Below are 11,761 nucleotides of genomic sequence, written 5' to 3'. Positions count from 1 at the left end.
AAGGGGTGAGGGTGCGCGGCGCGCCTGCGGCCTGCGTCAGGACTTCGCGGTCACCGAGCACACCAGCGCGTCGTCCCGCACGTCCGCGACGATCGTGTCGCCCGGATTCGCCTCCCCGCTCAGCAGCAGGCTCGCGATCCGGTTGTCCAGCTCCGACTGGATGGTGCGGCGCAGCGGCCGCGCCCCGAACTCGGGCTGGTGGCCGTGGGCGACGAGCAGCTTCTTCGCGGCCTCCGTCACTTCGAGCGTCATCCCCTGGGCGTGGACGCGCCGCTTGCTGCCCTCCAGGAGGAGATCGACGATCTCGCCCAGGTCGTCCACGGTCAGACCGTGGAAGATGACGGTCTCGTCGATGCGGTTGAGGAACTCGGGCGGGAAGCGGCCCTGCAGGTCCCCCATGAGATCGCCCTTGATCTCGGAGACGTCTCCGTGGTGGGCGAGGATGCGCTGGGCCCCGATGTTGGACGTCATGATGATGACGGTGTTGCGGAAGTCGACGGTCCGGCCCTGCGAGTCGGTCAGGCGCCCGTCGTCCAGGACCTGCAGCAGGGTGTTGAAGACGTCCGGGTGGGCCTTTTCCACCTCGTCGAAGAGCAGCACGCTGTACGGCTGTCTGCGCACCTTCTCGGTCAGCTGCCCGGCCTCCTCGTGCCCGACGTATCCGGGCGGGGCGCCGACGAGGCGCGAGACGGTGTGCTTCTCCTGGAACTCGCTCATGTCGAAGCGGACCATCCGCCCCTCGTCGCCGAAGAGCAACTCGGCCAGCGCCTTGGCCAGTTCGGTCTTGCCGACGCCCGTCGGGCCGAGGAACAGGAAGGAGCCGACGGGCCGGTTCGGATCGCCCATGCCGGCCCGGTTGCGGCGCACCGCCTCGGCGATGGCGACGACGGCCTCGTCCTGACCGACCACTCTGGAGTGCAGCGCCTCCTCCAGCTTGAGGAGCTTGTCCTTCTCGCTCGCGGTGAGCTGGGCCACCGGGATGCCGGTGCGCCGGGCGACGATCTCGGCGATGTCGTCGGCGGTGACGTCCATGACGCCCTCGCGGCGTTCGGTGACCCCGGCGAGCTCGGCCTCGGTCTCGGCGATCTGCTTCTTCAGGTCGGAGGCCCGCTCGAAGTCCTCGGCGGCGACGGCCTGTTCCTTCTCGCGGCTCAGCTTGGCGATCCGGTACTCGCGGGAGACGACCTCGGTCGACCGGCCCAGGGACTTGAGGCGGACCCGGGCGCCCGCCTGGTCCACCAGGTCGATGGCCTTGTCCGGCAGGAAGCGGTCGCCGATGTACCGGTCCGACAGTTCGGCGGCGGCGACCAGTGCGTCGTCGGAGAAGCGGACCTGGTGGTGGGCCTCGTACGAATCCCTGAGGCCCTCCAGGATCCGGACGGTCTCCTCGACGCTCGGCTCGGGCACCATGACCGGCTGGAAGCGGCGTTCCAGGGCGGCGTCCTTCTCGATGTACCTGCGGTACTCGTCGATGGTGGTCGCGCCCACGACGTGCAACTCGCCGCGCGCCAGGGCCGGTTTGAGCATGTTGCCCGCGTCCATCGCGCCCTCGCCGGAGGCTCCGGCGCCCACCACCGTGTGCAGTTCGTCGATGAACAGGATCGTGGAGTCCTCGGCCTGCCTCACCTCGTCGATGACCTTCTTCAGGCGCTCCTCGAACTGGCCCCGGTACTGGGCGCCCGCGACGAGCCCCGACAGGTCGAGGCCGATCACGCGCTTGCCCTGGAGGGTGCGCGGCACCTCGCCCGCCACGATCCGCTGGGCGAGCCCCTCGACGATCGCCGTCTTGCCGACTCCGGGCTCGCCGATGAGCACCGGGTTGTTCTTCGAGCGCCGGGAGAGGATCTCGACGGTCTGCTCGATCTCCTCGGCCCGCCCGACGACCGGGTCGAGCTTGCCCGACCGCGCCTCCTCGGTCAGGTCGCGCCCGTACTCGTCGAGGGTGGGTGTGGTGCTCGCGCGCTCCGGCTGCGCCCCGTCGGCGCGGGCCGCGTGGTCGGCGGCGCCCCGCAGCTCGCCGACGTCGGTGCCGTACGCGCCCAGGGCCTTCGCCGCGCCGGAGTCGGGGGTGTCGAGCAGGGCGGCGAGGATGTGTTCCTGGCCGATGTAGGACACCCCGGCGGCCTGCGAGCGCTCGAACGCCTTGAGCAGGACGCGCTTGGCGGCGGGTGTCATCCGCGGGTCGGCGGACGGGGTGGCGCTCTCGCCGGGCAGCGCCGCCGCGAGCTCCTCGGCCAGCCGGTCGGGGTCGGCCCCCGTCTTCGCGAGCAGGGCGCGCGCGGGATCGACCTGGGTGGCCGCCCACAGCAGGTGCTCGGTGTCCAGGTCCCTGCTGCCGTCGGCCACGGCGCGCGCCGTGGCCGCCTCGATGAGCTCGCGCGCCGAGTCGGTCAGCAGCCGTCCGATCGGCACCCGCTGGACCTGCGGCGGGGAGGACGCGGGGGACGTGCCGAAGAACCGGTCCAGCATCTCGGAGAACGGGTCCGGGCCACCGAAGGACCCGAAGGAGGACATGGTCATCGAAGCCGTCCTGAGGTGGGAGGAGGGATGCGGCACGGGCCCCCGACAGCCCCGGTCCACTGGTCCTCAGTGGACCAACAGCCCCTGCGGCACGCAATGCGGCCCCGGGCCACGACCCCGCCGAACGGGTGACGCCCCCAGGCCGACCCCCTCGGGCCGGCTCCCTCACGCCGGTGGCTTCGCGGTGAGCCGCTTCTCGAACCAATAGTGGGCGTACGGCTCGTCGTTGAAGGCCGGGACTTCCTGGAAGCCGAAGGAGCGGTACAGGCCGAGCGCCGCGCTGAGCGCCTTGTTGGTGTCCAGGCGCAGGGCGTCGCGCCCGTGCTCCAGGGCGCGCGCCTCCAGCTCGGCCAGGAACCGGCGGCCGAGGCCGAGGCCCCTCGCCTCGGGCGCGACCCACATGCGTTTGATCTCGGCCGGGGTGTCGGTCGGCAGCTTGAGACCGGCGCAGCCGACGGGCTCGCCGTGGGCCCTCGCGACCAGGAACAGGCCGTGCGGCGGGCGGAGTCCGCCCGCGTCGGGCAGCAGGCTCCGGGCGGGGTCGAAGCCGGTGTCGAAGGCGCCCTGGAGTTCGGTGAAGTAGGAGCGCAGGCAGTGCAGCGCGTCGGGGTGGTCCGGGTCGACGGCGTCGAAGGTGACCATCGCCGCCGTGAGCAGCCGGTCGACCTCGGCCATGGCGGCGACGAGGCGGGCGCGCTGCGCGGTGTCGAGCGGGCGCAGCAGGGAGCTCGCGAGAGCGTCGCTGCGGTCGTCGAGCAGGGCACGCTCGGCACGGCCTGCCTCGGTGAGGCGGACCGTGCGAACCCGCCGGTCCTCGGGCAGCGGTGCGACCGTCACCAGGCCGTCGGACTCCAGGGCGCGCAGCAGGCGGCTGACGTAGCCGGAGTCGAGGCCGAGGCGCTCACGCAGGCGCCGCACGTCCCGCCCCTGCTCACCGGTCTCCCGCTCACCGGCCCCTCGCTCGCCGGTCTCCCGCTCACCGGCCTCCCGGACGCCGATCTCCCACAGCAGCCGGGCCTCGCCGACGGGGCGTTCACCGCCGAGGTAGCGGTCGTGGAGCACGCCCATGCGCTCGGTGACGGTGCGATTGAACCTTCGTACCTGATCGATCTGCCCGGCATCCATTCTCTGACCTTAGTCAGAGAATGGATGCCGGGCCAAGCGGACCTGCCCGTCAGGTCAGGGCAGCGTGATGTATCCGGGGGCGGGCAGGCGCGGTGCCGTGGCGGGCTCGTGGATGTCGGCGAGGGCCATGAAGAGCAGGGCCACGGCGAGGGCGCCGGGGTCCGGGACGCCGAGGGCGTGGTCCCCGACGTAGCTGGCGCGACCTCGCCGGGGCCGCAGGGACGCGGTGGCCAGGGCGCCGCGGATGGCGGCCTGTGCGGCTTCGGTGAGCGGCGCCTCGGAGGCGGCGTCCCCGGTGGCCGCGGCGAGCGATTCGGCGGCGGGCGCGAGGGCGTCGACCAGCGTGCAGTCGCCGGGCACGGCCCTGCCCACGCGGTGGATGGCGGCGTGGCCCGCCGCCGCGGCCTCGGCGAGCGCGGCGACCGACGGGGCCGAGCCGGCCGCGGGCGACGCGGCGGCCAGGTGCTGGAAGAGGAGCCCGAACAACGGGCCGCTGGTGCCGCCGACGTCGTTGAGGAACGCCGAGGCCAGCGCGGCCGTGCCGTCCATGCCGCTCTCGTCGGCAAGCTTCACCGCGCGCCGTACGCCACCGGCGAGGTTGTCGCCGAAGTCGCCGTCGCCGACGAGCTGGTCGAGCTTGGTCAGGTTGTCGCGGACCTGCGTGACGGTGAGCGCGTACCGGTCGAGGAGGGCGCGGTCACCGCCCGAACGCGGCGCGTCGGCCGGGGAGTTCACGCCCTCCCGCGCGGCCGGCGCGGACAGGTCGGGTGCGTGGGTGGGGGCGTGGGTGGGGCGGGGCAGCACGAGCGGGGTCCGGCTGGGGGCGGTCCACAGGTCGGCCCAGCCGTCCTCGAGCCGGGTGAGGGTGAGCGAGAAGCCCGCCATGTCCAGGGCCGCGGTGAAGGTGCCGGGGACGACGAACACCGGCCGGACGCCGCGCGCGGTGAGCTCGTCGTTCAGCAGGACGCCGATGGCGTGGAGCTCCAACTCGGTGGTGGCGCCGAGGCCGTTGACGAGGGCGATCACCTCGTCGGGCCCGTCGGGCAGGGCGTCGAGCAGGTCGTCGGTCATGCGCCGGACGAGGTCGCCGACGGCAGGCCTCGCGATGGTGCGGGTGCCGCGCTCGCCGTGGATGCCGACGCCGTAGTCCAGCGTGCCCTCGTCCAGCGCGAACGCGGGGGCCAGCGTCGTGGGCGAGGTCTGGGCGCGGGCGGCGACCGCGATGCTGCGGGAGCGGGCCACGATCCGCCGCCCCAGATCGGCGAGTTCCTCCAGCGTCGCACCCCGGTCGGCGGCCGCGCCGAGGAGCTTCTCGAGGACCACCGTGGCGGCGGTTCCCCTGCGCCCTGTCGCGCTGTCCGCGCTGTCCGTGGCGAGGTCGTCGTCGACCAGGACCGTGGCGACGTCGATCCCGTCGTGCCGCAGGCGCTCCGCCGCGATCTGGAAGTTGATCACGTCGCCCGTGTAGTTCTTGACGATGAGCAGGACGCCGCCGCTCTTGGCCGCCGCCGCGCTCGCCTCGTAGATCTGGCGGTTGTGCGGGGAGGCGAAGACCTCGCCGGGACAGACGGCGTCCAGGCCGCCGCGGCCGAGGAGTCCGGTGTGCAGGGGCTCGTGGCCGGAGCCGCCGCCCGAGACCAGGGCGACCGTGCGGGCCGGGTCCGCCTCGGTCGCCCGCAGGTACAGCGGGCTGCTGTTCACCTCGATCATGCCGGAGTGCGCCAGGGCCAGCCCTCGGGCTGCGGTCAGAACGGGGTCGGTCTCCGGCAGGAAGTGGCTCATCGGGCGAATCTCCGTAGCTGTGCGACTCATGGATGTGTACGTCGACGGATGTGTACGTCGATGGATCTGTACGTCGATGGATCTGTACGTCGACGGATCTGCACGACGACCGGCGTGGGCGTCCGGCGGTGTCCGGTGACGTCCGGCACTGTCCGGCGACGTCCGGCACTGTCCGGCCCGCGCGAGGGCGCGGCCCGCCCCCTTCCCCGACCGGCACGTCCGAGTACCGATCGCCTCAGGTGGCGAGGCGCCCACCATGGCCGTCCGCCCGCCCACAAGGTCGGCACCGTCCACTACCGGCACTCTCGCGTTCCGGTTACCGACGCCGTGTGCGAGGCTGACACCCTGCACCGGCCCGGACGAGGAACCGCGAAGGGCACGCGGCGCACTTCGTACGACGATCCCGACTTTGCGAGGTCTTTACAGTTGCTGGACGCGCGACGCGAGGACCTCGGACGGATGCTGCGCGCCTGGCGCATGGCGAGGGACCCCCGCCTGCTGGACGACCCCGTCCCCTTCCGCGGCCACCGGAGCTACCTCACCCAGCTCGACATGGCGCTGCTGCTCGGCGTCTCCGAACGCTGGTACCGCGCCCTGGAGCGGGGCGAGGACCGCAAGTACGCGCGCGACATGATCGCCGGAGTGGCGCGGATCCTGGGCCTCTCCCCGGGGCAGGCGACCGCCCTCTACCGCGGCACGGGCCACCAGCCGCCCCGGCACCGGGCCGACGGCGCCCGTCCCGACGCCGCGATGCTGGACCTGCTGCACCAGCAGCGCAGGGTGAGCTGGATCTGCGACCAGGCCTGGGACGTGGTGGAGGCCAACGCCGTGGCGGCGCGCCACTGCCCCTGGCTCGTCCATCCCGAGGCGAACGCCATGACCTGGGCGTTCTCGGCCGAGGCCCGGTATCAGCTGCGCGAGTGGGACACGAAGTGGGCCGCACCGCTGCTCGGTCAGCTGCGTCTGGCCTGGCAGCGCTGGCCCGACAACGAACGCCTCGACGAGGTGGTGCGGAGCGTGCGGCGCGAGCCGGGGGTCGCCGAGCTGTGGGACGGCACCGCCGATGTCGGGGACGCCCCGGGCGGCGACGCCGCGCGCCCGATGTTCTTCCCGCTGGTCGCGCCCGATCCCGTGGACGTGCGCGTGGCGACGTACAGCCGCTTCGGCGACACGGCGCTGCGCTGGTTCGTCCTCACGCCGGTGGACCCGGCGGTCACCTTCCCGTGAGCGCCCGGAGGGAGAGGGCGTCGTCCCGCGCCTCCCCCTCGGTCCGCCTCCCGTGCCGGGCGCGCAGGGCCAGCAGGACGACGCCGACGACGGCGCCCGCTCCCCCGTACCCGATGACCATGTCCGTCTCGACGGCCGACTCCCCGATGTGGGCGGCGCCTTCCCGCGACACCCACACGCGGCGGCCTGTGACGTCGCTGGTCCCCTCGCCCTCCTCGTCCCACTCCCCGTCCTCGGGTACGCCCTCGATGGCGCCGCGCACGGTCCGGCCCGCCGGGTCCCGCCAGGCGAAGTCGTCGAGTTCGCGCCCGTCGGTGACCGTCGCCCAGTAGCCGGCCCGGTAGGCCTGCGTGGCGACGAGCGCGTGGCGCAGCGGCACCGCGAAGGCCACCAGGGCCGCCGCCCAGAGGACGACCGCCGTCACCGTGCCGAGCGTGCTCCGGCCGCGCTTGCCTCGCCGCATGTTCCCCACCGTGCCCCGCCCCCGCATCTCGCCCGAGCCGCCACCCTAGGCGAAGGCCCTGGCGAAGGTCTCGACGGCGGCGGCCGCGGCGGCTCAGTGACAAGGTCGGGGCCAGGCGGCTCGCCCCGCTCGGCGCCCTCGTCATCACCCTGAGCTCCCTGGCGTACACCCGGGCGGGGGCCGACACCAGTGAAGTCCTGCTGGGCGTCTGCGCGTTCACCACCGGCGTGGGCCTCGGCTTCATCGGCGCGCCCACCCTGGGCTCGCTGTACCGGACGCTGCCGGGCGAGTCCGTCGCGCAGGGCACGTCGGCGCTCTACATCATCAACCAGCTCGGCGCCTCGCTCGGCATCGCCGTCGTCGCCCTGCTGCTGCAGCGCCAGGCCGACAGCGGCCACAGCCCGGTGGAGTCCTTCCGGAGCACCTCCTGGTGGGTGTTCGGGGCGGCCCTCGCCGTGCTGATCGCCGGATGGTTCCTGCCGGGCAGCCCCCGGGCGGCCACGGCCGATCCCGAGCGGCAGGACACACCGAGTACGGCCCCTGCCCCCGGCCGGCCACGCGACGTGGTGGCCGACTAGCGGGCGAGCCGGGACAGTTCAGGTCGGCAGGCCGGCGAGGAAGGCGGTCAGGAGCCGGTTGACCTCGGCGGGGCGTTCCTGCTGGATCCAGTGGCCGCAGCCGTCGAGGACGTGCGAGGCGCGCAGTCCCGGCAGGGTGGCGGGGAACGCCTCGATCGCGTCGGCGAGCCAGGTGGTGGAGGCGTCCAGGGCGCCGCCGACGAACAGGGACGGCTGGGTGATCGGGGCGCCCGCGTAGCGGGGGGTGAGGTCCTCCCAGTCCCGGTCCATGTTCCGGTAGCGGTTGAGCGCGCCGGTCAGGCCCGTGCGCTCGAACTCCCCCGCGTAGACGTCGAGATCGGCCGCGTCGAGCCAGGAGGGCAGGCGGCCCGCGGGGAAGTGCTCCCGCAGGGTCCCGCCCGGTCCGGTGAAGTGCGGGTCGGGCGCGTCGGGCCCCGGCATGGTGTCGGCGGACAGGGCGGCGTAGAACCCGGCGAGCCAGCCGCGCACGTCGGGCTCGATCTCGGCCTCGGCCCGGCCGGGCTCCTGGAAGTAGGAGACGTAGAACTCCCCTGCCCCGCCCGCGTCCTCTGCCATCCCCGCGAACACCTCGCTCGGGCGCGGCCCGCCCGGCGGCGTGTAGGGGACGCTCAGCAGGGCGACGGCACTGAACACGTCCGGCCTCACGAGCGCGGAGTGCGCGGCGATGGTCGCGCCCCAGTCGTGGCCCACGATCACGGCGGTCTCCTCGCCGAGCGCCCGCACCACGGCGACGTTGTCCTCGACGAGATCGAGCATCCGGTACGCCGCCACGTCGCCGGGCCTCGATGAGCGTCCGTAGCCGCGTACGTCGACGGCGACCGCACGGTGGCCTGCCGCGGCCAGGGCGGGCAGCTGGTGGCGCCAGGAGTACCAGGACTCGGGGAAGCCGTGCACCAGCAGGACCAGCGGCCCCTCGCCCTGCTCCACCAGGTGGATCCGGCCCGCGGGCGAGGGGATCAGGCGGTGTGTGCGGTCCTCGGCGGCGGTGGGGGAGATCAGGGACATGGACCCTCCTCGTGCACTGGGGCGGCGCTCTTCTTCGGTCCCGAGCGTGCGTCCTGGCCTACGAGCAGGGCGACCTTTGTTGCCGCTTCGGCAAATCGGGGCCCGGCTGCCGCCCTGAGGTCAGGACCTCCATCACCCCGAAGTCAGGACGTCCACCAGGACCCGCGCATGCCCGTGCGGAAGGTCCTTGGTGGCCGTCAGGAGCGTGAGGCGCCCCTCGCGGGCGAGGCCCCGGAGTCGGTCGAGCTCCGCGGCGCGGTCGTCGTCCGCGAGCTCCTGGCGGTAGCGCTCGGCGAACTCGTCGAAGCGGGCGGGGTCGTGGTCGTACCAGCGGCGCAGCTCGTTCGAGGGGGCCACATCCTTGTCCCACGCGTCGAGCCCGGCCCGTTCCTTGGACACGCCGCGCGGCCACAGCCGGTCGATGAGGACCCTCGCGCCGTCGTCCGGGGCGGCGGGGTCGTAGACGCGCTTGACCTGGATGTCGAGGGAGCGACTTGTCGTCATACGGGCATTCTCCGTCCGATCCGCGTGTTCGGTTTCTCCGCTCGATCCGCGGTTCCGGTTCCTCCGCTCGATCCGCGCGCCCCGTCCGACGGGCCCGCGTGACCCGTTCGGGCGAGCAGCGCGGGCCACGGCCCGTGCGCCCTGTTGCAGTGAGGCCATGACGGGACGGATCGGCAGGATGGACCGGCGGTGGTTCGAGCGCGTGGCGGCGGCGCGGCTGCCCGGCGCGGAACAGGTGCTGCCGCCGCTGAGCCGTGCGGCGAACCACGGCCGTGTGTGGTTCGGCTCGGCCGCGCTGCTCGCGGTGGCCGGCGGGCCCGCGGCGCGGCGTGCGGCGCGCCGCGGTGTCGGCGCCCTGGCGCTGGCCTCGCTGACCACCAACGCGCTCGCGAAGTACGCCGTACGCCGTCGGCGCCCCGTGCTCGACGCGGTGCCCCTGGTGCGGCGCCTGGGGAAGCCGCCGTGGACGTCGTCGTTCCCGTCCGGGCACGCGGCGTCGGCGGCGGCGTTCGCCACCGGGGTGGCCCTGGAGGCGCCCCGCTACGGCGCCCTGGTCGCGCCGGTGGCCGCGGCAGTGGCGTTCTCGCGGGTGTACGTGGGCGTCCACTACCCCGGCGATGTCCTCGCGGGGTGCGCGCTCGGGGCGGCCGCCGCCGCGCTCACCTGCTACTGGTGGCCGCCGCGCCCCGCGCCCGCCCGCGACGAGAGGACCTGGGCGAAGGCGCCCGCACTGCCCGACGGCGAGGGCCTGTTCGTGGTCGTCAACTCCGGCTCGGGCAAGGGCATCCCGGAGATCCTGCCGCCCCGGGAGTATCTGGCACAGCTCCTGCCCAAGGCCGAGATCGTCCCGCTCGGTCCCGGTGACGACCTCGGCGAGCTCCTGGACGCGGCGGTGGCGCGGGCCGCCGACGCGGGCGGGGTGCTCGGGGTCTGCGGCGGCGACGGCACGGTGAACGCCGCGGCCCGACGCGCCGCTGCGGCCGGGCTGCCGCTCGCGGTGTTCCCCGGCGGCACCCTCAACCACTTCGCCCTGGACGTGGGCGCGGCCACCTTCGAGGACACCGCGTACGCCGTGCGCAACGGCGAGGCCGTGCGGGTCGACCTGGCGCGGGCCAGGGACGGCGAGGGCGAGGACGTCACCGGCTTCGTCAACACCTTCAGCATCGGGCTCTATCCGGAACTGGTGCGCAGGCGCGAGAAGTTGGAGGGGCGCATCGGCAAGTGGCCCGCGGCCGCCGTGGCGCTGGCCGCCGTCCTGCGGACCGCGACGCCGCTGCGGATCAGGCTCGACGGGCACGACCGCGTACTGTGGCTGCTCTTCGCGGGCAACGGCCGCTATCTGCCGGACGGCCTCGCCCCCTCCCATCGGCCCCGGCTCGCCGAGGGGCTCCTCGACGTCCGCACGGTCGACGCACAGGCGCCGCTGGCCCGCACCCGGCTCGCGTTCTCGGCCCTGACCGGGACGCTGCGGCGATCCAGGGTCTTCAGCACCGAGCGCGTCGAACAGCTGCGGATCAGCGGCCTGGAGGACGTGGCCGATCTCGCGTACGACGGGGAGACCGCGCCCGCGCCGAACACGCTGCTCCTGGACAAGCGGCGGGCCGCGCTGACCGTCTACAGCCCGGCCGTGCCGCAGGACGAGTTCGCGCAGTGGGCCGCGGTGGCCTCGTACCGTAGAGTGCAGAAATGATCGATCATCACTCATCATTTCTCGGGGAGCCCGCATGACCGCCGATGTGCCGCCGCGCACCCCCACCGACGCACCGCCGCACATCCCCGCTGTCCCCGCCGTCCCCGCCCCCGTGGCGCGCGTCCCGCTCAGTGACCAGGTCCGCACCTTCGTGCTCGAAGGCCTCCTCAACGGCCGCTGGCAGCCCGGCGACCGGATCGTGGAGCGGCGCATCGGCCTCGAACTCGGCGTCAGCCAGACCCCGATCCGCGAGGCGCTGCGGGACCTGCAGGCCATGCAGTTGGTCGAGTCGATCCCCAACAAGGGCATGCGCGTCAAGGAGTTGACGCCGGGCCAGCTCACCGAGGTCTACCCCGTGCGGGCCGCCCTGGAGAAGCTCGCCGCGGAGCTCGCGGTGCACCGCATGGCCGGCGACGTGACCGCCCTGGAGCACCATCTGCTGCGCCTGCGGGAGTTGGCGGACGCCGGGGACATCGACGGGCAGATCCACCACGGCGTCGAGTTCCACCGCGAGATCGTCCGGGCCTCGGGCAACCAGGTGCTGCTGCGCAACTGGGAGTCCCTGGCCATCGAGTTGTGGACCCGGCTCTCCCTGAAGTGGCTGCGCACCGAGCCGCACGAGAACGCCTGCGACCACGAGGCCATCGTCGAGGCGTTCCGGCGGAGGGACCCGTACGTGGGGCGCCTCGTCCAGCTGCACGTCCTGGGATACGCCTCTGCCTCGCACTCGGCCAGCAAATGATCGATCATCACTCATTACCGGGAAGTAACTGTTGACTGCACGCATCTCCGGCTCCTAGATTTCTGAATCACGGAACTGAGATTCCACATACCGGAACTCGCGTG

9 protein-coding genes and 1 pseudogene are annotated in these 11,761 nt (G+C 73.4%); 4 read left to right on the top strand and 6 right to left on the bottom strand.

From position 1 onward, the window contains the following. Positions 1-36: 36 nt before the first annotated feature. From AB0B50_RS25595 to AB0B50_RS25585, 3 genes are all read right to left on the bottom strand, one after another. Positions 37-2,520, bottom strand: a complete 2,484-nt coding sequence (locus AB0B50_RS25595) for an AAA family ATPase (protein ID WP_362336303.1) — start codon at positions 2,518-2,520, stop codon at positions 37-39. Positions 2,521-2,685: 165 nt separating this feature from the next. Then, complete coding sequence (locus AB0B50_RS25590) at positions 2,686-3,645, bottom strand: helix-turn-helix domain-containing GNAT family N-acetyltransferase (protein ID WP_362336300.1); 960 nt, start codon at positions 3,643-3,645, stop codon at positions 2,686-2,688. A gap of 54 nt (positions 3,646-3,699) precedes the next feature. Continuing rightward, positions 3,700-5,427 carry a dihydroxyacetone kinase subunit DhaK gene (locus tag AB0B50_RS25585; protein WP_362336297.1) on the bottom strand — a complete coding sequence of 576 codons (1,728 nt, stop codon included), beginning with the start codon at positions 5,425-5,427 and terminating at the stop codon, positions 3,700-3,702. 426 nt (positions 5,428-5,853) lie between these two features. On the opposite strand from AB0B50_RS25585, the gene AB0B50_RS25580 reads away from it, so the two are divergent. Continuing rightward, complete coding sequence (locus tag AB0B50_RS25580; protein ID WP_362336294.1) at positions 5,854-6,654, top strand: hypothetical protein; 801 nt, start codon at positions 5,854-5,856, stop codon at positions 6,652-6,654. On the opposite strand, the gene AB0B50_RS25575 is transcribed toward AB0B50_RS25580, so the two are convergent. Then, entirely contained in the window at positions 6,641-7,117 is a 477-nt protein-coding gene (locus tag AB0B50_RS25575; protein WP_362336291.1) for a hypothetical protein, read from the bottom strand. The two genes, AB0B50_RS25580 and AB0B50_RS25575, sit on opposite strands and share 14 nt — an antisense overlap. A 101-nt stretch (positions 7,118-7,218) precedes the next feature. Between AB0B50_RS25575 and AB0B50_RS25570 the strand changes: the two are divergent. Then, a pseudogene (locus tag AB0B50_RS25570) lies at positions 7,219-7,695 on the top strand (MFS transporter); the annotation flags it as partial. Positions 7,696-7,713: 18 nt separating this feature from the next. Here the strand turns inward: AB0B50_RS25570 and AB0B50_RS25565 are convergent. Together AB0B50_RS25565 and AB0B50_RS25560 are read right to left on the bottom strand one after the other, a co-directional pair. After that, positions 7,714-8,721, bottom strand: coding sequence for an alpha/beta hydrolase (locus tag AB0B50_RS25565; RefSeq protein WP_362336288.1), 1,008 nt, complete (start codon positions 8,719-8,721; stop codon positions 7,714-7,716). Between the two features lie 132 nt (positions 8,722-8,853). Then, on the bottom strand, positions 8,854-9,225 hold the full coding sequence (locus AB0B50_RS25560; RefSeq protein ID WP_362336285.1) for a DUF488 family protein: 372 nt from the start codon (positions 9,223-9,225) through the stop codon (positions 8,854-8,856). 157 nt (positions 9,226-9,382) lie between these two features. On the opposite strand from AB0B50_RS25560, the gene AB0B50_RS25555 reads away from it, so the two are divergent. Together AB0B50_RS25555 and AB0B50_RS25550 are read left to right on the top strand one after the other, a co-directional pair. Further along, positions 9,383-10,915: a phosphatase PAP2 family protein gene (locus AB0B50_RS25555; protein ID WP_362336282.1), complete on the top strand. Its 1,533-nt coding sequence runs from the start codon at positions 9,383-9,385 to the stop codon at positions 10,913-10,915. 34 nt (positions 10,916-10,949) lie between these two features. Continuing rightward, complete coding sequence (locus AB0B50_RS25550) at positions 10,950-11,657, top strand: GntR family transcriptional regulator (protein WP_362336279.1); 708 nt, start codon at positions 10,950-10,952, stop codon at positions 11,655-11,657. Positions 11,658-11,761: the final 104 nt, after the last annotated feature.

The sequence above is a fragment of the Streptomyces sp. NPDC041068 genome (assembly GCF_040647455.1).
In the GTDB taxonomy this organism is placed as follows: domain Bacteria; phylum Actinomycetota; class Actinomycetes; order Streptomycetales; family Streptomycetaceae; genus Streptomyces.
The sequence above is the reverse complement of the archived record's forward strand: the minus strand, read 5'-3'. Positions and strand labels throughout refer to the sequence as shown.

Bases quoted from the DNA above. Each gene is read 5' to 3' on its own strand.
- AB0B50_RS25595 (WP_362336303.1), bottom strand. From the start codon at position 2,520: ATGACCATGTCCTCCTTCGGGTCCTTCGGTGGCCCGGACCCGTTCTCC.
- AB0B50_RS25590 (WP_362336300.1), bottom strand. From the start codon at position 3,645: ATGGATGCCGGGCAGATCGATCAGGTACGAAGGTTCAATCGCACCGTC.
- AB0B50_RS25585 (WP_362336297.1), bottom strand. From the start codon at position 5,427: ATGAGCCACTTCCTGCCGGAGACCGACCCCGTTCTGACCGCAGCCCGA.
- AB0B50_RS25575 (WP_362336291.1), bottom strand. From the start codon at position 7,117: ATGCGGCGAGGCAAGCGCGGCCGGAGCACGCTCGGCACGGTGACGGCG.
- AB0B50_RS25565 (WP_362336288.1), bottom strand. From the start codon at position 8,721: ATGTCCCTGATCTCCCCCACCGCCGCCGAGGACCGCACACACCGCCTG.
- AB0B50_RS25560 (WP_362336285.1), bottom strand. From the start codon at position 9,225: ATGACGACAAGTCGCTCCCTCGACATCCAGGTCAAGCGCGTCTACGAC.
- AB0B50_RS25555 (WP_362336282.1), top strand. From the start codon at position 9,383: ATGACGGGACGGATCGGCAGGATGGACCGGCGGTGGTTCGAGCGCGTG.
- AB0B50_RS25550 (WP_362336279.1), top strand. From the start codon at position 10,950: ATGACCGCCGATGTGCCGCCGCGCACCCCCACCGACGCACCGCCGCAC.